Annotated in this window: 23 protein-coding genes; 22 read left to right on the forward strand and 1 reads right to left on the reverse strand. The window is 75.8% G+C overall.

Translation table 11 applies throughout. The annotated features are described in order from the left end of the window. Positions 1 to 41 precede the first annotated feature (41 nt). A complete protein-coding gene (locus AAEM63_RS05535; protein ID WP_341360632.1) occupies positions 42 to 914 on the reverse strand; it encodes a fused MFS/spermidine synthase in 873 nt (290 codons plus the stop codon). Between the two features lie 49 nt (positions 915 to 963). Between AAEM63_RS05535 and dinB the strand changes: the two genes are divergently transcribed. The 22 genes from dinB to AAEM63_RS05645 all read left to right on the forward strand — a co-directional run bounded on the left by dinB (position 964) and on the right by AAEM63_RS05645 (position 23,410). After that, on the forward strand, positions 964 to 2,199 hold the full coding sequence (dinB, locus tag AAEM63_RS05540; protein ID WP_341360633.1) for a DNA polymerase IV: 1,236 nt from the start codon (positions 964 to 966) through the stop codon (positions 2,197 to 2,199). A gap of 131 nt (positions 2,200 to 2,330) precedes the next feature. Beyond that, positions 2,331 to 2,711 carry a DUF3040 domain-containing protein gene (locus AAEM63_RS05545; protein ID WP_341360634.1) on the forward strand — a complete coding sequence of 127 codons (381 nt, stop codon included), beginning with the start codon at positions 2,331 to 2,333 and terminating at the stop codon, positions 2,709 to 2,711. Positions 2,712 to 3,214: 503 nt separating this feature from the next. Continuing rightward, positions 3,215 to 3,646, forward strand: a complete 432-nt coding sequence (gene mraZ / locus AAEM63_RS05550) for a division/cell wall cluster transcriptional repressor MraZ (RefSeq protein WP_123917795.1) — start codon at positions 3,215 to 3,217, stop codon at positions 3,644 to 3,646. 202 nt (positions 3,647 to 3,848) lie between these two features. Next, positions 3,849 to 4,856, forward strand: a complete 1,008-nt coding sequence (gene rsmH, locus AAEM63_RS05555; protein ID WP_341360635.1) for a 16S rRNA (cytosine(1402)-N(4))-methyltransferase RsmH — start codon at positions 3,849 to 3,851, stop codon at positions 4,854 to 4,856. Beyond that, positions 4,853 to 5,245: a hypothetical protein gene (locus AAEM63_RS05560; protein ID WP_341360636.1), complete on the forward strand. Its 393-nt coding sequence runs from the start codon at positions 4,853 to 4,855 to the stop codon at positions 5,243 to 5,245. Before rsmH ends, AAEM63_RS05560 begins: the two co-directional genes overlap by 4 nt. Further along, complete coding sequence (locus tag AAEM63_RS05565) at positions 5,242 to 7,017, forward strand: penicillin-binding protein 2 (RefSeq protein WP_341360637.1); 1,776 nt, start codon at positions 5,242 to 5,244, stop codon at positions 7,015 to 7,017. The genes AAEM63_RS05560 and AAEM63_RS05565 overlap by 4 nt, the downstream gene beginning before the upstream one ends. 50 nt (positions 7,018 to 7,067) lie before the next feature. Continuing rightward, positions 7,068 to 8,606: a UDP-N-acetylmuramoyl-L-alanyl-D-glutamate--2,6-diaminopimelate ligase gene (locus tag AAEM63_RS05570; protein ID WP_341360638.1), complete on the forward strand. Its 1,539-nt coding sequence runs from the start codon at positions 7,068 to 7,070 to the stop codon at positions 8,604 to 8,606. Further along, on the forward strand, positions 8,603 to 10,078 hold the full coding sequence (gene murF / locus AAEM63_RS05575) for a UDP-N-acetylmuramoyl-tripeptide--D-alanyl-D-alanine ligase (protein WP_341360639.1): 1,476 nt from the start codon (positions 8,603 to 8,605) through the stop codon (positions 10,076 to 10,078). The genes AAEM63_RS05570 and murF overlap by 4 nt, the downstream gene beginning before the upstream one ends. After that, positions 10,075 to 11,160, forward strand: coding sequence for a phospho-N-acetylmuramoyl-pentapeptide-transferase (gene mraY / locus AAEM63_RS05580; RefSeq protein WP_341360640.1), 1,086 nt, complete (start codon positions 10,075 to 10,077; stop codon positions 11,158 to 11,160). Before murF ends, mraY begins: the two co-directional genes overlap by 4 nt. After that, complete coding sequence (murD, locus tag AAEM63_RS05585; protein ID WP_341360641.1) at positions 11,157 to 12,638, forward strand: UDP-N-acetylmuramoyl-L-alanine--D-glutamate ligase; 1,482 nt, start codon at positions 11,157 to 11,159, stop codon at positions 12,636 to 12,638. Before mraY ends, murD begins: the two co-directional genes overlap by 4 nt. Further along, complete coding sequence (gene ftsW / locus AAEM63_RS05590; RefSeq protein WP_341360642.1) at positions 12,635 to 13,903, forward strand: putative lipid II flippase FtsW; 1,269 nt, start codon at positions 12,635 to 12,637, stop codon at positions 13,901 to 13,903. Before murD ends, ftsW begins: the two co-directional genes overlap by 4 nt. Next, complete coding sequence (locus tag AAEM63_RS05595; RefSeq protein WP_341360643.1) at positions 13,896 to 15,053, forward strand: UDP-N-acetylglucosamine--N-acetylmuramyl-(pentapeptide) pyrophosphoryl-undecaprenol N-acetylglucosamine transferase; 1,158 nt, start codon at positions 13,896 to 13,898, stop codon at positions 15,051 to 15,053. The genes ftsW and AAEM63_RS05595 overlap by 8 nt, the downstream gene beginning before the upstream one ends. Beyond that, positions 15,046 to 16,434, forward strand: coding sequence for a UDP-N-acetylmuramate--L-alanine ligase (murC, locus tag AAEM63_RS05600; protein ID WP_341360644.1), 1,389 nt, complete (start codon positions 15,046 to 15,048; stop codon positions 16,432 to 16,434). Before AAEM63_RS05595 ends, murC begins: the two co-directional genes overlap by 8 nt. Positions 16,435 to 16,679: 245 nt before the next feature. Next, entirely contained in the window at positions 16,680 to 17,411 is a 732-nt protein-coding gene (locus AAEM63_RS05605; RefSeq protein ID WP_341360645.1) for a cell division protein FtsQ/DivIB, read from the forward strand. A 164-nt stretch (positions 17,412 to 17,575) separates the two neighbouring features. Beyond that, positions 17,576 to 18,835 carry a cell division protein FtsZ gene (gene ftsZ / locus AAEM63_RS05610; RefSeq protein WP_341360646.1) on the forward strand — a complete coding sequence of 420 codons (1,260 nt, stop codon included), beginning with the start codon at positions 17,576 to 17,578 and terminating at the stop codon, positions 18,833 to 18,835. Continuing rightward, positions 18,832 to 19,608, forward strand: coding sequence for a peptidoglycan editing factor PgeF (gene pgeF, locus AAEM63_RS05615; protein WP_341360647.1), 777 nt, complete (start codon positions 18,832 to 18,834; stop codon positions 19,606 to 19,608). The genes ftsZ and pgeF overlap by 4 nt, the downstream gene beginning before the upstream one ends. A 107-nt stretch (positions 19,609 to 19,715) precedes the next feature. Next, entirely contained in the window at positions 19,716 to 20,204 is a 489-nt protein-coding gene (locus AAEM63_RS05620) for a cell division protein SepF (protein WP_341360648.1), read from the forward strand. 3 nt (positions 20,205 to 20,207) lie between these two features. Beyond that, complete coding sequence (locus tag AAEM63_RS05625; protein ID WP_341360649.1) at positions 20,208 to 20,507, forward strand: YggT family protein; 300 nt, start codon at positions 20,208 to 20,210, stop codon at positions 20,505 to 20,507. 155 nt (positions 20,508 to 20,662) lie between these two features. Then, positions 20,663 to 21,319 carry a DivIVA domain-containing protein gene (locus AAEM63_RS05630; RefSeq protein WP_341360650.1) on the forward strand — a complete coding sequence of 219 codons (657 nt, stop codon included), beginning with the start codon at positions 20,663 to 20,665 and terminating at the stop codon, positions 21,317 to 21,319. A 75-nt stretch (positions 21,320 to 21,394) separates the two neighbouring features. Continuing rightward, positions 21,395 to 22,009, forward strand: a complete 615-nt coding sequence (lspA, locus tag AAEM63_RS05635) for a signal peptidase II (RefSeq protein WP_341360651.1) — start codon at positions 21,395 to 21,397, stop codon at positions 22,007 to 22,009. Further along, entirely contained in the window at positions 22,002 to 22,928 is a 927-nt protein-coding gene (locus AAEM63_RS05640; RefSeq protein WP_341360652.1) for an RluA family pseudouridine synthase, read from the forward strand. The genes lspA and AAEM63_RS05640 overlap by 8 nt, the downstream gene beginning before the upstream one ends. Further along, positions 22,925 to 23,410 carry a GNAT family N-acetyltransferase gene (locus tag AAEM63_RS05645; RefSeq protein ID WP_341360653.1) on the forward strand — a complete coding sequence of 162 codons (486 nt, stop codon included), beginning with the start codon at positions 22,925 to 22,927 and terminating at the stop codon, positions 23,408 to 23,410. Before AAEM63_RS05640 ends, AAEM63_RS05645 begins: the two co-directional genes overlap by 4 nt. The last annotated feature ends 8 nt before the right edge of the window (positions 23,411 to 23,418 follow it).

The following is a 23,418-nucleotide window of genomic DNA, read 5'->3' on the forward strand; positions in this document are numbered from 1 at the left end:
CGGCGACCCGCCCGTGGCGCACCGTCGGCGCTCGCGCACCGTCAGCCGGCGGGCGCCACTTGCTGCGAGGGGCCGGCGGGCTCGTCGCGTGCGGCCGGCACGCTGCCCCGGAAGTCCCGCAGCGCGCTGCCCTCGACGAGGCGCACGGGCAGCGGCAGACGGCGCAGGGCTCGGTCGAGCGCGGCCACCGGCAGGGGCGCCGCGCTCGCCGCGAGGAGGACGTTGCCGTACCGGCGACCACGCAGGATGGCGGGGTCGGCGATCAGCAGCACGTGGGGGAAGGTGTCCTGGAGCGCCGCCACCTCGGCGCGGGCCCGGTGCAGGGGCGGGTGGTCCGTGAGGTTGACGAGGTAGAGACCGTCCGCCGTCAGCACCCGCTGGGCGGACCCGGCCGCCTCGACGGTGCGGACGTGGCGCGGGACCTCCCCGCGGGCGAACACGTCCCGGACCACCACCTCCCACGAGCGGTCCGGCAGCGAGTCGAGGACCGCGCGGGCGTCGCCGGTGCGGATGCGCAGGCGGGGGGAGCGGGGCAGGTCGAACCACTCGCGGACGAGCCGGGCGAGCACCTCGTCGATCTCGACGGCGACCTGGGTGGAGCCGGGCCGGCGCGCCTCGAGGGCCCGCGGCAGGGCACACCCCGCGGCCCCCAGGTGCAGGGCCCGCAGCGGCCCGGTCGGGCGCGCCGCCTCGACGACGAGCGCCATCTGCTCCATGTACTCGAACTCCAGGTGGGCCGGGTCGGCCAGGTCGAGGCACGAGCTCTCGGCGCCGTCGAGGACGAGCGTGACCAGCGTCGGTGCCCCGGGCTCCCGGCGCAGCGTGGCCGTGGCCATGGAGGTGGTGACCGGCTCGGTGGGGAGCTCGACGGCCGGGGTGCGCGGCGCTGGGCGGCGTCGGGGGCGGTCGGGCACCGCCCCACGTTAGCCTGGGGCCCGGTCGGCCGAGGCGGAGGTGGTGGGCGTGAGCCGGGCTCCGCGCGGTGAGCGGGCCGGACGGTCCTGGGGCGACGACGACACCGGGTGCACCGTCCTGCACGTGGACATGGACGCGTTCTTCGCCGCCGTGGAGGTCCTCGACCGCCCCGAGCTGCGCGGGCTGCCCGTCGTCGTGGGCGGTGAGCACCGTGGGGTGGTGACCTCGGCGACCTACGAGGCCCGGGCCTTCGGCGTGCACTCCGCCATGCCGGTGGCCCGCGCGCGGGCCCTGTGCCCGCAGGCGGTGTTCCTGCCCACCCGCCACGGGCGCTACTCCGAGGTCTCGCGCCAGGTGATGGCCGTCCTGGCGGAGGTCACCCCGGTGATGGAGCAGGTGAGCATCGATGAGGCCTTCCTCGACGTCTCGGGCGCCCTGCGCCGCATGGGCCCGCCGGTGACGATCGCCCGGTGGGTCCGCCGCGAGGTGCGGGCGCGCACCGGGGTGACGGCCTCGGTCGGCGTGGCGGCCACCAAGCACGTGGCCAAGCTCGCCTCGACCCACGCCAAGCCGGACGGGCTCCTCCTCGTCCCCGCCGCCGCCACCGTCCCCTTCCTCCACTCCCTCCCCGTCGGGGCGCTGTCGGGCGTGGGGGAGAAGACCCGGCAGGTGCTCGAGCGGCGCGGCTGGGACACGGTCGCCGAGCTCGCCGCCACACCGCTGCCGGTGCTCCACCGCACCCTGGGGGTCGCCGCCGGTCAGCGCCTGCACGACCTCGCGTGGGGCGTCGACCCACGCCCGGTGACGCCCGGGCGGGTCGAGAAGTCCGTGGGCACGGAGACGACCTTCGCCGAGGACGTCACCGACCGGCAGCTCCTCGACCGGGTCCTGCTGGACCAGTCCCACCAGTGCGCCGCCCGCCTCCGCGCGGACGGCATGCTCTGCTCGACCGTCTCGGTCAAGGTCCGGATGGCCGACTTCACCACGCTGACCAGGTCCCGCACGCTCGCGGCCCCCACCGACCTCGCCCGCGACCTCGCCGCCGCCGCGCGCGACCTCCTCGCCGGGGTGGCGGTGCCCGCCGCCGGGGTCCGGCTCCTCGGGGTCCGGGCGGAGCGGCTGGTCAGCGCCTCGGCCGGGGTCCAGGCGATGCTCGACGACGACCCGCACCAGGCGCGGGCCGAACGGGCGATGGACGGCGTCCGTGCGCGGTTCGGGCCGGCCGTGCTCCGGCCGGCGTCGCTGCTCGGCGGGCGGCCGGGCGGGCGTCCCGGGCCCTCGTGACGGGGCGACGACCCGGTCCCGGCGCACACCGGTCCGTTCCCGCTTTCGCGCGCGGCTCCGGCGACCTATCCTGGTCACAACACCGTCGTCCACACCCCAGCGACGGGACGGCGGGACGACTGGAGGGTCTCATGCCTCTCTCCGAGTACGAGCAGCGCATGCTCCAGCAGATGGAGCAGCAGCTTCGCTCCGACGACCCCAAGCTCGCGAACACCCTCGCCGACCGTCAGCGCCCGGACGTGCGCCGCCTGAGCCTGGGCGCGCTGCTCTTCCTCCTGGGACTCGGCGGGCTGGTCGGCGGCGTGGCGACCGGGTGGGTGTGGCTGGGCATCCTCGGCTTCCTCGCCATGCTCGGCGGCGTCCTCCTCGCGATCTCCGGCCCGCGCGGCGGAGCGGGCCCCACCGTCAAGGGCGGCCGCCGCCCGACGGGCTCGGGTTCGACCTCGGCGGGGTTCATGCAGCGCCAGGAGGACCGGTGGAACCGGCGCAACGAGGAGCGGGGCAACCGCTGACCCCGACCTCTTCTGACCGAGCCCGCGGCCTCATGGCCGCGGGCTTCGTCGTGCCGGTCCCCACCCCGTCCGCCATCACCACGTCCGCCGCCGCCCGGTAGCACCCGCGCCGGGGCGTCCCCACCTCGCGCCACCGGCGCCCGGACGGACGGGTCACCCGGGGCGTCCCCACCTCGCGCCACCGGCGCCCGCACGGACGGGTCACCCGGGGCGTCCCCACTTCGCTCCACCGGCGCCCGCATGGACCCGGCTCACCGGGGTCCCGAGCCGCCACCGCGGCGACATCGCGCCGTTCGTCCCGCTGCCCCCGGCCCGAACTCCGCCAGCACGGGTCACGAGGACGCCGTCCGGGTCAAAAGGCCCTCCACTCCGCACCACTAGGGCTGACCTGGGATGTCATCGCGACCCAGGCGCACATCACCACCGTTTGTCGTTGACGGGGGAGGGAAGTGGAGTAATGTGGGGGCAACGGGTGGTGCTCCGACCGGGAAGGGGGTGCTGGTGTGTTCCTGGGAACCCATGCACCTCGTCTCGACGACAAGGGTCGGCTGATCCTGCCCGCGAAGTTCCGTGACCAGCTCGCCACCGGCGTCGTCCTGACCAAGGGGCAGGAGCGGTGTCTGTACGCCTTCCCCACCCGCGACTTCGAGGAGATGCACCAGCGCCTGCGCCAGGCCCCCCTGGCGAGCAAGCAGGCCCGCGACTACCTGAGGGTCTTCCTCTCCGGCGCCACCGACGACCTCCCCGACAAGCAGGGCCGGATCACCATCCCGCCCCCGCTGCGCCGCTACGCCGGCCTCGAGCGCGACCTCGCCGTCATCGGCGCGGGCTCCCGCATCGAGATCTGGGACGCCGGCGCCTGGGAGGCCTACCTCGCCGAGCAGGAGCAGGCCTTCGCCGAGACCGCCGAGGAGGTCATCCCCGGCCTCTTCTGACGAACCGCCCGGACCGACCGACCGACCTACCGACCGACGACGCACCACCACGCACCACCCCAGCCCCCGCACGACGAGGTCTCTCACCGCACCTCTGGCGCACTTCCCCGGCGCCAGAGCAGCGGAGGGAGTCCTGGTCGGGCGGTGGAGGGCCCCCGACCAGCAACGCACCCGCCGCGACGCGGCAACCCGAGGAGATGGCATGAGTGAGGCGGACGCAGCGGCGCTGCACGTCCCGGTGCTCGCCGAGCGCTGCCTCGATCTCCTCGCGCCGGCGGTCGGCGCGCCCGGTGCCGTGCTCGTCGACGCGACCCTGGGGATGGGCGGGCACGCCGAGGCCGCGCTGCGACGCTTCCCCGCACTGAGGGTCGTCGGCATCGACCGGGACCCCCAGGCGATCGCCCTCGCCTCGGCGCGCCTGGCGCCCTTCGCCGACCGGTTCACCGCCGTGCACACCACCTACGACCACGTCGACGACGTCGCCGCCGAGCACGGCCGCGCCGGGACGGTCGAGGGCGTCCTCATGGACCTGGGCGTCTCCTCCCTCCAGCTCGACGCCGCCGACCGCGGCTTCGCCTACGCCCAGGACGCCCCGCTGGACATGCGGATGGACCAGAGCACGGGCATCTCGGCCGCCGAGCTCCTCGCCACCGCCGACGTGGCCGAGTTGCGGCGCATCCTCCGGGTGTACGGCGAGGAGAAGTTCGCCGGTCGGATCGCCGCCGCCATCGTCCGGCGCCGCGAGACCTGTCCCCTGGCCCGGACGGGTGAGCTCGTCGAGATCGTCCGCGAGAACATCCCCCAGGCGGCGCGCCGGACGGGCGGCAACCCGGCCAAGCGCACCTTCCAGGCGCTGCGGATCGCGGTCAACGGCGAGCTCGAGGTCCTCGAGCGGGCCCTCCCGCGGGCGGTCGAGGCCCTCGCCGTCGGCGGACGGATCGTCGTCGAGTCCTACCACTCCCTCGAGGACCGGGCGGTCAAGACCGTCCTCGCCCGCGGCGCGACGTCCTCGGCGCCGCCGGACATGCCGGTCGAGCCCGAGTCGCACCGTCCCTACCTGCGCCTCCTCACCCGCGGCGCCGAGGAGGCCGACGAGGCCGAACGGGCCCGCAACCCCCGCGCCACCTCGGTCCGCCTGCGCGCCGCGGAACGTCTCCGCCCCACCCCCGACCACCTGCTCCCGGCCCCCCGAAGGAGGTACGACGCATGAGCGCCGTCCCGGTCCGCGCGCAGACCGCGCCCCGCCCGCAGCACAGCTGGCGCCCGCGCCTGGAGGTCGTGGCCAGCCCGGTCCCGGCGCGCAGCGTCGTCCCCTTCCTGCTCCTGTGCGCGGCGGTCCTGGGGGCGGCGCTCCTCGGTGCCCTGCTGCTCAACACCCAGATGGCCGCCACGGCCTACGAGATCCACGACCAGCAGGTGGCGCTGAACCGCCTCGACGAGGCGGAGGCCTCGCTCAGGGCCCAGGTCGAGCAGGCCGGCTCGCCCGCCGAGCTGCAGCGCCGCGCGGACAGCCTCGGCATGGTCCCGGCGGAGGGGATGCGCTTCGTCCAGCTCGCCGACAGCCGGCTCCTCGGCCTCCCGGAGGAGGGCGCGCCGTGAGCGCCGGCGCCGTGCGCACCCGCACCCATGTGCGGCGTCAGGCCGCGCTCGTCGCGGTGCTGACGGTGCTGCTCGTCTTCTCCGGCCGTCTCGTCTACGTCCAGGCGTTCCAGGGGCCCGAGCTGGCCGAGCAGGCCAAGGACGACCGCACCCGCACCTCGGCGATCCGGGCCCCGCGCGGTGACATCCTCGACGCCGACGGCGAGGTGCTGGCCACCTCCGTGGAGCGCTTCAACATCGGGGTCAACCAGCGGCTCGTCAAGAACTACGTCGTCACGAACGAGGACGAGGAGGTCGTCGGTCGGGGCGCGGCCGCGGCCGCCGAGGCTCTCGCGCCGCTGCTGGGCCGGGACAAGGCCGAGCTCGGCGCCCAGCTCGTGGGCGACTCCACGTTCGTCTACCTCGCCAAGGGCCTGACCCCGGAGCAGTGGCGCGAGATCGACGCGCTGCGGATCCCGGGCATCGAGCCGGAGGAGACGACGGAGCGCATCTACCCCAACGGCACCACCGCCGGGAACGTCCTGGGGTTCGTCGGCGCGGACGGCCAGGGCCTCGCGGGTCTCGAGCTCACCTACGACGACGCCCTCACGGGCACCGACGGCTCGCTCACGGTGGAGATCGGCGGCACCGGCCAGGTCATCCCCACCGGCCACCGCGAGGAGGTCCCGGCGGCCCCCGGCCGCACGGTGCACACCACCATCGACCGGGACCTGCAGTACTTCGCCCAGCGCAGCATCGACGAGGCCGTGGCCACCCACGGCGGTGCGTGGGGCGCCGTCGTCGTGGAGGAGATCGGCACCGGGCGCATCCTCGCCCTGGCCGACTCCGGCACCGTCGACCCCAACGACTTCCAGTCCTGGGACGCGCAGGACCGCGGCTCCCGGGCGGTCCAGAGCCCCTACGAGCCCGGCTCGACGGGCAAGCTGCCCACGTTCGCCATCGCGCTCGAGCAGGGCCTCGTCACCCCGGACACCGTCTTCACCGTGCCGGACACGCTCACCATGCCCAACGGCCAGACGTTCCGCGACAACAGCCCCCACGCCACCGAGACCCTCACCACCACGGGCGTGCTCCAGATGTCGTCCAACACCGGGACGGTCCAGATCGGCGACCTGGTCGACGACCGCGCGCGCTTCGAGCTCCTGCGGGCCTTCGGCTTCGGCGAGCGGACCGGCATCGAGCTGCCTGGCGAGAGCGCCGGCGTCGTGCGCGACCCGGACACGTGGGACAGGCGCACCCGCTACACGACGATGTTCGGCCAGGGCATGTCGGTGACCCTGCTGCAGAACACCTCCATGGTGGCCACCCTCGGCAACGACGGCGTCCGGATGGACCCGCACGTCGTGGACGGCACCACCGACGGTGACGGCGTCTTCGCCCCCACCGAGGTCGCCGACGGCGAGGAGGTCGTCAGCCCGGCCACCGCCGAGACCATGCTGGCGATGATGGAGACGGTGGTCGCCGACGGCGGCACGGGCCCGCAGGGGGCGGTGCCCGGGTACCGCGTGGCGGCCAAGACCGGCACCGCCGAGATCCTCGACGCCGCCGGCGGCCTGAGCAACCGGCTCGGGTCCTTCGTCGGCGTGGCCCCCGCGGAGGACCCGCGGGTCGCCGTCGGCGTGGTCGTCTACCGCGGCGCGGGCACCTCGTACGGCGGCACGGTCGCCGCCCCCACCTTCCGCGAGGTGACGGCGTTCGCGCTGCGCGAGATGGGCGTCGCGCCCAGCACCGAGCCCCCGCCCACGCTGGCCCTGACCCCGGAGCAGGGGTGAGCCGGGCCCTCCCGGATGGCCGTCGCCGCGCGGGGGGGAACAATGGGGCGGTGACCTCCAGCCCCGATGACCCCCTGCGCCCGGCCGCGCCCGCACCCCGGCGCCTCGGCGACCTCGCCGGGGCGTTCGCCCTGTCACCCGCCGGTCCCGGCGAGGGGTGGGCGTCCGTCGAGGTCGCCGGCGTGACGGCGGACAACCGGCTGGTGCGCGGCGGTGAGCTCTTCGCCGCCCACGCCGGCGCCCACGTCCACGGCGCCCGCTTCGTCCCCGCGGCGGTCGCCGCCGGCGCCCGCGCCGTCCTGACCGACCCCGCCGGCGCGGAGCTGCTCGCGGCGGCCGACCCCGGCGTCCCGGTCCTCGTCACCCCCGACGTCCCCGCCCTGCTCGGGCGGCTCGCCGCCGAGATCTACGGCCACCCCGGCCGGGCGCTCGGGACCTTCGCCGTCACCGGCACGAACGGCAAGACGACGACGGCGTTCATGGTCGACCACGCCCTGCGGGCCCTGGGGCGCCGGACGGGCCTCATCGGCACGGTGGAGGTCCGCGTCGGGGACCGCGCCGTCCCCGCCACCCTCACCACCCCGCAGCCCGCCGACCTCCAGGCGCTGCTCGCGGCGATGGTCGCCGGCGGCGTCGACGACCTCGTCATGGAGGTCTCCTCCCACGCCCTGGCGCTGGGCCGGGTCGACCCGCTCGTCTACGACGTCGCCGGGTTCACCAACCTCACCGCCGACCACCTCGACTTCCACGGCGACCTCGAGGGCTACTACGCCGCCAAGGCCTCCCTGTTCGACATCTCGCGCACGGGCGTCGTCGTCGCGGACGACCGCTGGGGGCGGCGCCTCGCCGCGGAGACCGGCGACGCCGTCGCGGCCCTGACGACCGGGCCCGGCGGGGACTGGACCGTCACCGACGTCGAGGCCGACGCCACCGGCTCGGCGTTCACCCTCGCCCACCGGGACGGACGCAGCCTGCGCACCCGCACGGACCTGCCGGGCGCGTTCAACGTGGCCAACGCCGCCCTCGCGGCCGCCATGGTCCTCACCGCCGGGGTGGCGCCGGCCGAGCTCGAGGAGGCCCTCGCGGACGCCGGCGGGCTCAGCCCGCAGGTGCCCGGCCGCATGGAGCAGCTCGGCGACCGCCCCCGTGTGGTCGTCGACTTCGCCCACAACACCGACGCGCTCGTCCAGGCCCTGGCCGCCCTGCGCCCGACGACCACCGGCCGCCTCCACGTCGTGATCGGCGCGGCCGGCGACCGCGACCGCGCGAAGCGGCCCGCGATGGGCCGGGCCGCCGTCGACGGCGCCGACACGGTCATCGTCACCGACGACGACCCCCACGACGAGCCAGCGGCACAGATCCGCGCCGAGGTCCTCGCCGGCACCGGCGGCGCGGCGGTGCGCGAGATCGCCGACCGGGCCGAGGCCATCCGCACGGCGGTCCTCGAGGCCGACGACGACGACACCGTCCTCGTGGCCGGCCGCGGCCACGAGACGGTCCAGGAGGTCGCCGGGGTGGACCACCACCTCGACGACCGCGAGGAGGTGCGCGCGGCCCTGGTGCTGCGCGCGGGAGGACAGCACGCATGATCACGATGACCCTGCGCGAGGTCGCCGCCGTCACCGGCGGCCGGCTCGCTGCGGACGGTCCGGAGGTGGTCGTCGACGGCGAGGTCGTCATCGACTCCCGGCAGGCCGGTCCCGGCACGCTCGTCGCGGCGTTCGTCGGCTCCACCGCCGACGGTCACGAGCACGTCCCCGGGGCCCTGGCCGCGGGCGCGGCAGGCGCCCTGGTCACCCGCCCGGACGTGGCCGAGGCCGCGGGCGCGGACCCCGCCCGCCTCGTCGTCGTCGACGACGTCGCCGCGGCCCTCGGCCGGCTCGCCCGGCACGTCCTGGCGAGCCTGCGCGGCGACGGCGACGGGCCGCGGGTCGTGGCCGTCACCGGCTCGGTCGGCAAGACCACGACGAAGGACCTCCTCGCCCACCTCCTCGCCCCGCTCGGGGACCTCATCGCCCCACCGGGCTCGTTCAACAACGAGATCGGCCTGCCGCTGACCGTGCTGCGCGCGCGGCCCTCCACCGCCACCCTCGTCCTGGAGATGGGCGCGGACCACGTGGGCAACCTCGAGTACCTCACCTCGGTCGCGCCGCCGGACGTCGCGGTCGTCCTGGCGGTCGGCCGGGCCCACCTCGGGGAGTTCGGCGGCATCGAGAACGTCGCCAGGGCCAAGTCCGAGCTCGTCGCCGGCCTGCGACCGACCGGCACGGCCGTGCTCAACGCCGACGACCACCGCGTGGCGGCCATGGCGCCCCTGGCTCCCGGGCCGGTGCGCACCTTCGGCCGCGGCGACGCCGACGTCGTCGCCACCGACGTCGTCCTGGACGACGCCGGCCGCGCCGCCTTCACGCTCACCTCGCCGGCGGGCGCGGCGCACGTGCGCCTCGCGCTGGTGGGGGAGCACCACGTCCACAACGCCCTCGCCGCCGCCACGGTCGCCCTCGAGCTGGGCCTCACCCCGGCGCAGGTGGCCGACCTCCTCGCCGCCGCGCCGGCGGCCAGCCCGCACCGCATGGCCGTGACCGACCGGGCCGACGGCGTGCGGGTCGTCGACGACTCCTACAACGCCAACCCCGACTCGGTGCGCGCGGGCCTGCGGGCGCTGGCCACCCTCGGGGCGGGCCGGCGCAAGGTCGCGGTGCTGGGGGAGATGCTCGAGCTCGGCGCGGACTCCGCAGCCGAGCACGACGCCGCCGGCGCGGACGCCGTCGCCGCGGGGGCCGACGTCGTCCTCGCCGTCGGCGCGGGGACCGCGCCGCTCGCCGCAGGGGCACGCCGTGCGGCGGGGCCGGCCGCCGGGAGCACCGGCTCGGCCGGGTCCGACGGGCCCGTCGTGGAGGTCGTCGAGGTGCCCGACGTCGACGCCGCCGAGGCGGACCTGCGCGACCGGCTCCGCCCGGGCGACGTCGTGCTCCTCAAGGGCTCCAACGGCTCGGGGATCTGGCGGCTCGCGGACGCCCTGCTCACCGGCACCGCCACGGGCGGGAGGATGCCCTCATGATGGCCGTCCTCATCGCCGGCGCCGTCGCGCTCGTGCTCTCGATGGGTGGCACGCCGCTGTTCATCCGCCTCCTCGTGGCCAAGAACTACGGCCAGTTCATCCGTCAGGACGGGCCGACCGCGCACTTCACCAAGCGCGGCACGCCCACCATGGGCGGGGTCGTCATCATCGCGGCCACGGTCCTGGGGTACGCCACGGCGAACCTTGCCACCGGCCGCCTGCCCAACGCCTCCGGCATGCTCCTGCTGCTGCTCATGGTCGGCATGGGCTTCATCGGCTTCCTCGACGACTACATCAAGATCTCCCGTCAGCGCTCCCTGGGCCTGGACGAGCGCAGCAAGATCGTCGGCCAGGCCGTCATCGGCGTCGGCTGGGCCGTGCTGGCGCTGCAGTTCCCGAACGAGAACTTCCGCACCCCGGCCTCCACCGAGATCTCCCTCATCCGGGACACCGGCATCGACCTCGCCTGGGCCGGCGCCGGCCTCGGGCTCGTCCTGTTCGTCCTGTGGGCGAACTTCCTCATCACCGCCTGGTCCAACGCCGTCAACCTCACCGACGGCCTCGACGGCCTCGCGACGGGCACCTCGATGCTCGTGTTCGGCGCGTACACCGTCATCACGATCTGGCAGTCCAACCAGTCCTGCCAGTTCCTCACCGAGCCGGGCCAGGGCTGCTACGAGGTCCGCGACCCGAGGGACCTCGCCATCGTCACCGCCGCCATCGTCGGCGCCAGCTTCGGGTTCCTGTGGTGGAACACCTCGCCGGCGCAGATCTTCATGGGTGACACCGGGTCGCTCGCGCTCGGCGGGGCGCTCGCCGGTCTGTCCATCCTCACCCGCACCGAGATCCTCGGCGCCGTCATCGGCGGTCTCTTCGTCATCATCGTCATGTCCGACGTCATCCAGATCGGCTTCTTCAAGGCCACCGGCAAGCGGGTGTTCCGCATGGCGCCGCTGCACCACCACTTCGAGCTCAAGGGCTGGGGCGAGGTGACGATCGTCGTGCGGTTCTGGATCATCGCCGCCCTGTTCGCCTCCGCCGGGCTCGGCCTGTTCTACGCCGAGTGGGTGTCGGTCGCGTGAGCGGGCTCAGGGGGGCGCGGGTCGCCGTCGTCGGTCTGGGCACCTCGGGCCGGGCCGCGATCGAGGCGCTCGTCGCGGCGGGCGCGACGCCGGTCGGCCACGACGTCAGCGAGGCCGCCGTCGAGGCGGCCCGGACCGGCGCGGAGGTGCCCGCCGGGACGGCGCTGCACCACGCCGCCGACCCCGACGCGCTGGCGGCGGCGGTGCTCGGCTCCGCCCCCGACGTCGTCGTGGTCTCCCCGGGGGTCCCGGCCGTCTCCCCGCTGCACACCGGGGCGGCCGCGGCCGGCCTGGCGGTGTGGAGCGAGGTGGAGCTGGCGTGGCGGCTGCGCGCCCCGCGGCCGGACGGCACCTTCGCCCCCTGGCTCACCCTCACCGGCACCAACGGCAAGACGACGACCGTGGGGATGCTCGAGTCGATCCTCACCGCCGCGGGTGAGCGGGCCGAGGCCGTCGGCAACGTCGGCACCCCCATCGTGCGGGTGGCCACGAGGCGGGGGCCGGAGGCCCCCGACGTCCTGGCGGTGGAGCTGTCGAGCTTCCAGCTGCACTCCACCCTCAGCGTCAGCCCCCAGGCCGCCGCGTGCCTGAACATCGCCCCCGACCACATCGACTGGCACGGCTCGTACGAGGCCTACGCCGCCGACAAGGCCAGGGTCTACGAGCGCACGCAGGTCGCGTGCGTCTACAACGAGGCCGACCCCGCCACCCGCGCCATGGTCGAGGAGGCCGACGTCGTCGAGGGCGCCCGGGCCGTCGGCTTCACCCGCGGCACCCCCGGCGTCGGGCAGCTCGGCCTCGTCGAGGACTACCTCGTCGACCGGGCCTTCGGCGCCGAGCGCTGGCACAGCGCCGCCGAGCTCGCCACCCTGGCGGACCTGGCCCACCTCGCGCCGCAGGGCACGGACGTGCCCGCCCACGTCGTCGCCAACGCCCTGGCGGCCGCCGCCCTCGCCCGGGCCCACGGGGTCGCCCCGGAGCACGTGCGCGACGGGCTGCGCGCCTACGCCGGCGGTGGGCACCGCATCGAGCTCGTCGCCCGGGCCGGCGGGGTGAGCTTCGTCGACGACTCCAAGGCGACCAACGCCCACGCCGCCGCCGCCTCCCTCGGCGCCCAGCCCGCCGGGACGGTGGTGTGGGTGGCCGGCGGGCTCGCGAAGGGCGCCCGGTTCGACGACCTCGTCCGCGCCCACGCCGACCGGCTGCGCGCCGTCGTCCTCATCGGCACCGACCGCGAGCCGCTGCGCTCGGCCCTGGCACGACACGCGGCCGACGTCCCGGTGATCGAGGTGGTCCCCGGCGAGGATGGCAGCGTGATGCCGCGCGCCGTCACCGAGGCGGCCCGGCTCGCCCGGCCCGGTGACACGGTGCTGCTGGCCCCGGCGTGCGCGTCGATGGACCAGTTCGCCGGCTACGCCGCGCGGGGTGAGGCGTTCGCCCGCGCGGCGCGGGAGCTCGAGGGGAGGAGCGGCCGATGACGACCCTCGACGGCACCCGCCGTGTCCGCACCGGCCGGACCACCCGGACCGCCACCGCCCGGGCGACCGCCCGCGAGGGCGGGCGCACCGAGATCGCGGCACTGAGCTACTACCTCGTCGGCGGCGCGTCGCTGCTCCTGCTGGCCATCGGCGTGGTCATGGTCCTCTCCGCCTCGACCATCGACTCCATCCGGACCACCGGCAGCCCCTACGACGGGTTCCTCGGCCAGATGACGTTCGTCCTGCTCGGCCTGCCCCTCGCGGTCGTCGCCTCCCGCATCCCGGTGCGCTGGTACCGGCGCCTGGCCTGGCCGGCGCTCCTGGGCGCCCTGGGCCTGCAGATGCTCATCTTCACCCCCCTCGGGGTCGAGGTGAACGGCAACACCAACTGGATCAAGATCCCCGGCACCGGTCAGAGCGTCCAGCCCTCGGAGTTCGTCAAGCTCGGCCTCGCGCTGTGGCTCGGGCTCGTCCTGTCCCGCAAGGGCCGCCTCCTCGAGCAGTGGCGCCACGTCCTGGTCCCGGGGGCGCTGGGGGCCGGCGCCGGCCTCGGCCTCGTCCTCGCCGGGCACGACATGGGCACCGGACTCGTCATCGTCGCGCTCGTCGGCGGGGCGTTCTTCGTCGCGGGCCTGCCGCTGCGCTGGTTCGCCGGCGCCGCCGTCGCCGGGGCGGGGGCCGCGGCCTTCCTCGTCGCCCTCAAACCCTCCCGCATGAACCGCGTCATGAGCTTCCTCGGGCTCTCCGAGGCCGACCCGTCCGGGGTGGGCTTCCAGACCCAGCACGGGCTGTGGGGGCTGGGCACCGGTGGCATCTCCGGCGTCGGCCTGGGCGCGTCGCGGGAGAAGTGGTCCTACCTGCCCGAGGCCCAGAACGACTTCATCTTCGCCATCATCGGCGAGGAGCTGGGCCTGCTCGGCACCCTGCTCGTCCTCGGGCTCCTCGGGGCCCTGGCCGTGGGGATGTTCCGGATCGTCCGGCGCCACCGCGACCCCTTCGTCCAGATCACCACCGGGGCCGTCGCCACCTGGATCCTCGCCCAGTCGCTCATCAACATCGGCGTGGTCATCGGGCTCCTGCCCGTCATCGGCGTGCCGCTGCCCCTGGTCTCCGCCGGCGGCTCCGCGATGATCTCCACGCTGCTGGCCATCGGCGTCGTGCTGGCCTTCGCCCGCTCGGAGCCGGGCGCCGCGCAGGCCCTGGCCACCCGCGGCGGTGTCGTGCGCCGCTCCCTCGCGGTCGTGGGGAGGGGCCGGCGTGGCTGAGCCCCTGCGCGCCCTCCTGGCCGGCGGCGGGACCGCCGGGCACGTCAACCCCCTCCTGGCCACGGCCGCCGAGCTGGCCGGTCGCCCCGGCGGTGCACGCATCACCGTGCTCGGCACCGAGGCCGGCCTGGAGCACACCCTCGTCCCCGAGGCCGGCCTGCCGCTGCGGATCGTCCCGCGCGTCCCGCTGCCCCGGCGTCCCTCCACCGACCTGCTGCGCCTGCCGGCCCGCATGACGGCCGCCGTGCGGGCCGCGGCCGCGGCCATCGCCGAGACCGACGCCGAGGTGGTGGTGGGCTTCGGCGGGTACGTCGCCACCCCCGCCTACATCGCCGCGCGACGGGCCGGGGTCCCGGTCGTCGTCCACGAGCAGAACGCCCGGCCCGGGCTGGCCAACCGCCTCGGCGCCCGGTGGGCCGCGGCCGTCGCGCTGACGTTCCCCTCGACGCGGCTCCGGGCGGCCCAGGGCCGCACCGAGGTCACCGGCCTGCCGCTGCGCCCCGCCGTCGCCGCGCTCGTCGAGGACCGCGCCACCGACGACGGCGCCGCCGACCGGCGCCGCCTCGCCGCGGCGGAGCTCGGCCTCGACCCGGACCGCCCGACTCTCGTCGTCACCGGCGGCTCGCTCGGTGCGCAGCGGCTCAACGAGGCCTTCGCCCCCGAGGCGTCGGTCATCGTCGCGGCCGGCGCGCAGGTGCTGCACCTGACCGGCCGCGGCAAGGACGCCGACGTCCGCGGCGCCGTGACCGCGCAGGGTCCGGGCGTGGCCGCCCACTACCAGGTCCGGGACTACCTCGGCCGCATGGAGCTCGCCTACGCCGTCGCCGACCTCGTCGTGTGCCGTTCCGGCGCGGGCAGCGTCAGCGAGCTCGCCGCCCTGGGCCTGCCGGCCGTCTACGTGCCGCTACCCGTGGGCAACGGCGAGCAGCGGCTCAACGCCACCGACGTCGTCGCCGCCGGTGGCGGGACGGTCGTCGAGGACGGCGACCTCGACCGGCCGTGGGTGCGCGCGCACGTCCCGGCCCTCCTGGCCGACCGCGACCGGCTCGCCGCCATGGGCCGCGCCGCGGCCGGGGCCGGCCCGCGCGACGGTGCGGCCCGGCTCGCCGACCTCGTCGTCGCCGTCGCCCGTGGGGGCGGGCATGGCTGAGCGGTTCCACCTCGTCGGGGTCGGCGGAGCCGGCATGTCCGCGGTGGCCGAGCTCCTCGCGGCCGCCGGCCACGACGTCTCCGGCTCGGACCAGCACGACTCGGCGACCCTGGACCGGCTCCGCCGCCTCGGCGTGCGCACCCACGTCGGCCACGACGCCGCCCACGTCCCGGCGGCCGGGTCGCTCGTCGTCTCCACCGCGGTGCGGGAGACCAACCCCGAGCTCCGCCGTGCCCGCGAGCTGGGGCTGCCCGTCCTGCACCGCTCCCAGGCCCTGGCCCGGGCCGCCGAGGGCCGGGACTTCGTCGCCGTCGCCGGCGCCCACGGCAAGACCTCCACCTCGGCCATGCTCGCCGTCGCGCTGCGCGCCGCCGGGCAGGACCCCTCCTACGCCATCGGTGGCACCGTGCTGGCGCTCGGCACCGGCGCCCACCTGGGCGGCGGGCGGGCCTTCGTCGCCGAGGCGGACGAGTCCGACGGCTCCTTCCTCAACTACACCCCCCGCCTGGCCCTCGTGACCAACATCGAGCCCGACCACCTCGACCACCACGGCTCCGAGGCCGCCTTCCGGCGCGCCTTCGAGGAGTTCGCCGGCCGGATCGTGCCCGGTGGGCTGCTCGTGGCCTGTGCCGACGACGACGGCGCGCTCACCCTGGCCCGCGCGGCCGCCGGCCGGGGCGTCCGGGTCCTGACCTACGGCACCGGGCCCGCGCCGCTCGCCGCGCACGTCCGGCTCACCGACGTCGAGCTCGGGGCCACCGGGTCCACCGCGACCCTGCTGGCCGAGCACGCCGCCGTCCCGCTGCGCCTGGCGGTGGGGGGCGCCCACATGCTCCTCAACGCCGCCGGGGCCTGGTGCGCCGGGGTCGAGCTCGGTGTCGACGGCCCGGCGATGGCCGAGGCGCTGGGCGCCTTCACCGGGACCGGCCGCCGGTTCGAGGACCGCGGCACCGCCGCCGGCGTGCGCGTCGTCGACGACTACGCCCACCACCCCACCGAGGTCGCCGCCACCCTGCGCACGGCCCGGCTGGCCGCCGGGACCGGCCGGGTCGTCGTGCTGTTCCAGCCACACCTGTTCTCCCGCACCCGCACCTTCGCCGGGGAGTTCGCCGGCGCCCTGGCGGCGGCGGACGAGGTCGTCGTCACCGGGGTCTACGCGGCCCGGGAGGACCGTGCCGACCACCCCGGGGTCGAGGGCTCGCTCATCACCGACGCCATGGGGCGCGCCGGACACCCCGCCCGGTTCGTCGCCGACCGGCTCGAGGCCGCCCGCGCCGTCGTGCGGCTCGCGCGACCCGGCGACCTGGTCCTGACCGTCGGGGCCGGGGACGTCACCGAGCTCGGCCCGGTGATCCTCGAGCGGCTCGGGGCCCGGGCATGAGGCCGCCGGCGCCGCCCCGGCAGCCGCGCCGCGAGCCGCCGAGCCCGGCACCCGCGCGCGAGCCCGCCGACCGGCCCGGCCGGTCGGGCCGCGCCGGGGCGAGGACCACGCCGTCCACGACCGTCGCCACGCCCGCGCCCGCACGAGGACGCGAGGTCACGCCGGCGGTCGATCCCGCGTCGGCCCCGCCCGCGGCCCTGCCGCGTGTGATCATCCCGCGGGGGAGCGGCCCGCAGACACCGGTCGTGAGCACCGGTCTCGCCGCCCGGATGGCCGAGCGCGCCCGGGCCTCGCGCCACCTCCTGCGGCGCCGCGTGCTGGTCGCCGCGGCGGTGCTCGTCGCGCTCCTCGCCCTGGGCTGGCTGCTGCTCGTCTCCCCGGTGCTCGCCCTGGACGGGGAGAGGATCGAGGTCGTCGGTGCGACCGGCACCGTCGACGCCGCGGCCGTCACGGACCTCGTCGAGCCGGAGGTCGGCACGCCCCTGCTGCGGGTGGACACCGGCGCGGTCGCGGACCGGGTCGGGGCCCTGACCACCGTCAAGGAGGCCCTCGTCGCGCGGTCCTGGCCGGACGGCCTCGTCGTCACCGTCGTCCCCCGGGTGCCCGTCGCGGCAGCGTCGACGCCGGAGGGATGGGTCCTCGTCGACGCCGACGGCGTGCAGGTCGGGTCCGCCGACCAGGTTCCCGAGGGCATCCCGCGGGTCACCGTCCCGCTCGGCCAGAGCGACGAGACGGCGCCCGCGGTCGAGGCGGTGCTGGCGGTGCTGGGCACGCTCCCGCCCGACCTGCTGACGCAGGTGGCCGAGGCCGGCGCCGCCTCCCGCGAGCAGGTGACGCTCACCCTGGTCGACGGCGCGCAGGTGCGGTGGGGGAGCGCGGAGGAGAGCGAGCTCAAGGCGGCCGTGCTCGCGGTGCTGCGCCAGCAGCCCGCAGGGGTCTACGACGTCTCCGTCCCGCGCGCGCCCACCACGTCCTGACCTGCTCGCCGCACCGGCGGGGCAGGACGCGCGCGACACACCCGCGGCGGTCGTTGCCCGGAGGGGGTCGCGGACCTAGCGTCACGGGTGGCAGCAGATGACATAAGTCTAACTCTGAAGTAGAGGTTCAGGGTTGGCCCGGCAGGACGACGAGAGGGACCGACGTGGCGGCACCGCAGAACTACCTGGCAGTGATCAAGGTGGTGGGCATCGGCGGCGGCGGCGTGAACGCCGTGAACCGCATGATCGAGGTCGGGTTGAAGGGCGTGGAGTTCATCGCCGTCAACACCGACGCTCAGGCCCTCCTCATGAGCGACGCCGACGTCAAGCTGGACGTCGGTCGTGAGCTCACCCGCGGCCTGGGCGCCGGGGCCGACCCGGAGGTCGGCAAGAAGGCGGCCGAGGACCACGCGGAGGAGATCGAGGAGGTCCTGCGCGGGGCCGACATGGTCTTCGTCACCGCCGGCGAGGGCGGCGGGACCGGGACCGGGGGCGCGCCCGTCGTCGCCCGGATCGCGCGCTCGCTCGGCGCCCTGACCATCGGTGTCGTCACCCGCCCCTTCACGTTCGAGGGCCGCCGCCGCGGCGTGCAGGCGGAGTCGGGCATCGAGGCGCTGCGCGCCGAGGTCGACACGCTCATCGTCATCCCCAACGACCGGCTGCTCTCGATCAGCGACCGCGGGGTCTCCGTCCTGGACGCGTTCAAGTCCGCCGACCAGGTGCTGCTCTCCGGTGTCCAGGGGATCACCGACCTCATCACCACGCCGGGCCTGATCAACCTCGACTTCGCCGACGTCAAGTCGGTCATGCAGGGTGCCGGCAGCGCCCTCATGGGCATCGGCTCCGCGCGTGGCGAGGACCGGGCGGTCCAGGCCTCGGAGCTCGCGATCTCCTCGCCGCTGCTCGAGGCGAGCATCGACGGCGCGCACGGGGTGCTGCTGTCCATCCAGGGCGGCTCCGACCTGGGTCTGTTCGAGATCCACGAGGCCGCCCGCCTGGTCCAGGAGGCCGCGCACCCCGAGGCGAACATCATCTTCGGTGCCGTCATCGACGACGCCCTGGGCGACGAGGTCCGCGTGACCGTCATCGCCGCGGGGTTCGACGAGGGCAGCGGACCCAGCGGGTCCACGGCGAAGATCACCGGGCGCCAGGTCGGCCAGGTGGCGCCGCGCGCCGCCGCACCGGCCGAGCCCGCCCCGGCGGCCGCCCCCGCCGACGCCGCCGCGCACCGGGCGGAGCTGCCCACGCCCGGCGCGCCCGTCGCCCCGGCACCCGAGCCCGCCCCCGAGCGGGTCCCGGCGTTCATCGGCGAGTCCGCCGGCGGTCAGCAGTCCCGCGGGCTGGAGGTGCCCCGGGTCTTCGACGAGGAGCCGGCCCGCTCGCGCCGCGACGAGGACCTCGACATCCCCGACTTCCTCAAGTGAGCCCGGCAGGAGCGCTCCCGCTCCTGCCGGCGAGTCTGGGCCCCGGCGCGCGTGGTGCCTTCACCACGCGCGCCGGTGGCGTCTCCGCCGGGCCCTTCGGAGCCGCCGGTGGGGCCGGCGGTCTCGACCTTGCCCTGCACGTCGGTGACGACCCCGACCAGGTGGCGCGCAACCGGGAGCTGCTGGCCGCGAGCCTGGGGGTGGCGGTGTCGTGGATGGACCAGGTCCACGGCACGGACGTCGCCGTCGTGGAGACGCCGGGGGGCGTCGACCTGGGCCGGTGCGACGGCGCCGTCGCCGTCCGCCACGACCGTGCCCTGGCGGTGGGCGTCCTCGTGGCCGACTGCGTGCCCGTCCTGCTCGCGGACGTACGCGGCGACGTCGTGGCCGCCGTGCACGTGGGGCGCCGCGGTCTCGTCGCGGGCGTCCTCCAGGCCACGCTGACGGCCGTGGCGGCGCACGGCGTCGAGCCTGCGGACCTGTTCGCCGCGGTCGGCCCCGCGGTGTGCGGGCGGTGCTACGAGGTGCCCGCCGTCATGCGCGCGGAGGTGGCCGACGTCGTCCCCGGCACCGCCTCGACCACGTCGTGGGGGACCCCGGCGCTCGACGTCCCCGCGGGCGTGCGGGGCCTGCTCGCCGCCGCCGGGGTGCGCGCCGTGGACCACGTCGACGCCTGCACGGTCGAGGACGAACGGTTCTACTCCTACCGCCGGGCGGGTCGCGACGGCACGACCGTCACCGGCCGGTTCGCCGGCGTCGTCCGCACCCGCTGACCCGCGGCCGACACGCCGCGGTGACGTGCCGGGACGCGCCACGGCGCTGGTCTAGCGTCGGGGCAGGGCGCGGCGCCGCGCCGTGGGATGAGCAACGAGGAGCACCGATGGCCGGAACGATGCGCAAGATGATGGAGTACCTGTCCCTGGCGGAGCCGGAGGACGAGTTCTACGACGAGGTCCCCGAGGGGGAGCACCGCCGCGAGGAGGAGCCGGAGCGGCACGAGCGCGTCGAGCGGACCGAGCGGCACGCCGAGGTCACCCCCATCTCCCGGGCCGCGGCCCTGCACGTCGAGGAGGCTCCCGTGGTGGAGGACCTGCGCCGGATCGTCACCGTGCACCCGTCGAGCTACAACGAGGCCCGCGTCATCGGCGAGGCCTTCCGCGAGGGCACCCCGGTCATCATGAACCTCACCGGCATGAGCGAGGCGGACGCCAAGCGCATGGTCGACTTCTCGGCGGGCCTGGTGTTCGGCCTGCGCGGCGCCATCGAGCGGGTGACGAACCGGGTCTTCCTGCTCTCCCCGGCCACGGTCGAGGTAGAGTCCGACAACGACGGCGTGGACCGGCCGGGCCGCTTCTTCAACCAGAGCTGAGCATTGTCACTCTTCTTCGGGATCCTCGATCTCCTGCTCGTCCTGTACATCCTCGTCCTGCTCGTGCGTCTCGTGCTCGACTGGGTCCAGCTGTTCGCGCGCTCCTGGCGCCCGACCGGGCTCGTCCTGGTCGTCGCCAACGGTGCGTACGCCCTCACCGACCCGCCCCTGCGGTTCCTGCGGCGCCTCATCCCGCCGCTGCGGATCGGGCAGGTCCAGCTCGACCTCGGGTTCATCATCCTGTTCATCGGGGTGCAGATCCTCCGGGCGGTGGTCGCGACCCTGGCGCGCAGCGTCGGCTGAGGCCCCGGCGCCGCGCCGGGCACGTGCACGCCCGCCGCGCCGTTGCCCACTAGGGTCATCGCAGGCACATCCCGCGGCCGGTCCGCTACGGTTGCTCCGTGAGCAGCAGGACCGAAAGCTCATGACCGAACGACACGACACCGAGGTGACGACACATGGCGCTGCTCACGGCAGACGACGTCCTCAACAAGAAGTTCCAGCCCACCAAGTTCCGGGAGGGCTACGACCAGGACGAGGTCGACGACTTCCTTGACGAGGTCGTCAACACGCTCCGCGTGGTGCAGGGCGAGAACGAGGAGCTCAAGGCCAAGCTCGCGGCCTGCGAGCGCCGCGTCGGCGAGCTCTCCCGCGGGGAGGGTGAGCGCCCCGCCGAGGAGGCCCCCGTCGAGGAGCCCGAGGACGAGCAGCCGGCGCCCGCGCCGCAGCCCGCCCCGGTCGCCCAGGCGGCCCCCGTCGCCCCGGTCGCCGCCGCCCCGGCCGCGGCCGCCGTCACGAGCGGTGGCGAGCCGGAGTCGGCCACGGGCATGCTCGCCCTGGCCCAGCGCCTGCACGACGAGTACGTGCGCAACGGCAAGGAGGAGGGCGACCGCATCGTCTCCGAGGCCAAGGCCGAGGGCGCCCGCATCGTCAAGGAGGCCGAGGACCAGCACAACCGGACCCTCACCCAGCTCGAGCAGGAGCGCTCGCTCCTCGAGCGCAAGATCGACGAGCTGCGCACGTTCGAGCGGGACTACCGCACCCGCCTGAAGAGCTACCTCGAGTCGCTGCTGAGCAACGTCGAGGCCGGCCGGCCCCAGGCCGAGGGCCTCTAGGCCCTCACGCGCAGGACGGACGGCGGCGAGCACTCGCCGCCGTCCGTCTCGTTGTGCGTGGGAGACTCTTCCCCGATGGACACCCAGCCCGACGCGCCGAGCGCGCCCCCCGTCGCGCCCGTCCGGCGCCGGCGCCTGCTGACCCTCCTGCTCGTGCTGACCGTCGTCGTCGGCGTCGCCGACCAGGTCACCAAGTACCTGGCGGAGGCCGAGCTGACCCCGGGTGAGCTGGTCCCGGTGCTCGGCACGGTGCTGGGCCTGCAGCTCGTCTACAACCCCGGTGCCGCGTTCTCCTTCGCGACCGGGATGACGTGGGTCTTCACCCTCGTCTCCGTGGCCGTCGTCGTCGTCATCGCGCGGACCTCGCGGCGGCTCGGCTCGACCGGCTGGGCGGTCGCCCTGGGCCTGCTCCTGGGCGGCTCGCTGGGCAACCTCGTGGACCGGCTCTTCCGCGAGCCCGCCTTCGCCCGCGGCCACGTCGTGGACTTCATCAGCTACAACGGCTGGTTCGTCGGCAACGTCGCGGACATCGCCATCGTCGCCGCCGCCGTCCTCATCGCGGTGCTGGCGCTGCTGGGCCGCGAGGTCGACGGCTCGCGGGCCGACGACGGCCCGGGCGCGTCCGCCCGCGGGAGCGGGCGGACCGGCCCCGGCCCCGCGACCGGGACGAGCGGGACCGACCATGTCTGAGACCCGCTCCCTGCCCGTGCCGGAGGGGCTCGCCGGCGAGCGGGTCGACGCCGCCCTCGCCCGGCTCCTGGGGCTCTCGCGCACCCGCGCGGCCGAGCTCGCGGCGGGCGGCCACGTGCTCCTCGACGGCCGGGCCGTGGGCAAGTCCGACCGGCTCACGGCGGACGGCTGGCTCGAGGTCACCCTGCCCGCGGCGCCCGCGCCCGTGGCCCCGGTGGTCGTCGCCGGCATGCGGGTCGTCCTCGAGGACGACGACGTCGTCGTCGTCGACAAGCCGGTGGGCGTCGCCGCGCACGCCAGCCCCGGGTGGGAGGGGCCCACCGTCGTGGGCGCCCTCGCCGCCGCCGGGCACCGGGTCTCGACCTCCGGGCCGGCCGAGCGCCAGGGCGTCGTGCACCGCCTGGACGTGGGCACGTCCGGGCTCATGGTCGTGGCGAAGTCCGAGCTCGCCTACTCGGTGCTCAAGCGCGCCTTCAAGGAGCGCACGGTCGAGAAGGTCTACCACGCCCTCGTCCAGGGCCACCCCGACCCCTCGGCGGGCACCATCGAGGCGCCGATCGGCCGGCACCCGAGCCAGTCGTACAAGATGGCGGTGGTCGCCGGCGGCAAGGAGTCCGTCACGCACTACGAGACGATCGAGGCGATGCCGGGCGCCTCGCTCCTGGAGATCCACCTCGAGACCGGCCGGACGCACCAGATCCGCGTCCACACCGCGGCGGTGCGCCACCCGTGCGTGGGTGACCTCACCTACGGCGCCGACCCGCGGCTGGCGGAGCGGCTGGGCCTGGGACGGCAGTGGCTCCACGCCGTGCGGCTCGGCTTCGAGCACCCGGCGACCCGCCGCCGGGTCGAGGTGACGAGCGAGTACCCCGAGGACCTGCGCCACGCGCTCGAGCTGATGCGCGAGGGCGTGCGGTGAGCGGCGTCGACGTCGTCCGGGTCACCCGCCGCGACCAGCTCGAGGACGCCTGGACGGTGCGGATGGAGGTCTTCGTCGACGAGCAGGGCGTCCCCGCGGAGGAGGAGGTCGACGACCTCGACACCGCGCCCACCACCACCCACGTCCTGGCGGTGGACCGGGCGAGCGGCGCACCCCTGGGCACCGGCCGGCTGCTCGCCGACCCCGCGCACCCCGGCGAGGTCCACCTCGGCCGGCTCGCGGTGCGCGCCGCCGCCCGCGGCACCGGCCTGGGCGCCCGCCTGGTCGTCGCGATCGAGGCCATCGCGCTCGCCGAGCACGCCGTCGCCGAGGACGGCCCGCTCGCCGTCACCGTGGTCCTCTCCGCCCAGGAGTCGGCCATGGGCTTCTACCGGCGGCTGGGGTACGAGGTCCGCACGGGTGAGCGCTACCTCGACGCCGGCATCTGGCACCAGGACATGGCCCGGACCGTCACGGCGTGACGCGCCGG

It is taken from the genome of Georgenia sp. M64, assembly GCF_038049925.1.
In the GTDB taxonomy this organism is placed as follows: domain Bacteria; phylum Actinomycetota; class Actinomycetes; order Actinomycetales; family Actinomycetaceae; genus Georgenia.

Coding starts and splice junctions, on each gene's coding strand:
- lspA (WP_341360651.1), top strand. CDS start 21,395: ATGGACACCCAGCCCGACGCGCCGAGCGCGCCCCCCGTCGCGCCCGTC.
- AAEM63_RS05545 (WP_341360634.1), top strand. CDS start 2,331: ATGCCTCTCTCCGAGTACGAGCAGCGCATGCTCCAGCAGATGGAGCAG.
- AAEM63_RS05630 (WP_341360650.1), top strand. CDS start 20,663: ATGGCGCTGCTCACGGCAGACGACGTCCTCAACAAGAAGTTCCAGCCC.
- murF (WP_341360639.1), top strand. CDS start 8,603: ATGATCACGATGACCCTGCGCGAGGTCGCCGCCGTCACCGGCGGCCGG.
- murC (WP_341360644.1), top strand. CDS start 15,046: ATGGCTGAGCGGTTCCACCTCGTCGGGGTCGGCGGAGCCGGCATGTCC.
- mraY (WP_341360640.1), top strand. CDS start 10,075: ATGATGGCCGTCCTCATCGCCGGCGCCGTCGCGCTCGTGCTCTCGATG.
- AAEM63_RS05620 (WP_341360648.1), top strand. CDS start 19,716: ATGGCCGGAACGATGCGCAAGATGATGGAGTACCTGTCCCTGGCGGAG.
- ftsW (WP_341360642.1), top strand. CDS start 12,635: ATGACGACCCTCGACGGCACCCGCCGTGTCCGCACCGGCCGGACCACC.
- rsmH (WP_341360635.1), top strand. CDS start 3,849: ATGAGTGAGGCGGACGCAGCGGCGCTGCACGTCCCGGTGCTCGCCGAG.
- AAEM63_RS05560 (WP_341360636.1), top strand. CDS start 4,853: ATGAGCGCCGTCCCGGTCCGCGCGCAGACCGCGCCCCGCCCGCAGCAC.
- AAEM63_RS05640 (WP_341360652.1), top strand. CDS start 22,002: ATGTCTGAGACCCGCTCCCTGCCCGTGCCGGAGGGGCTCGCCGGCGAG.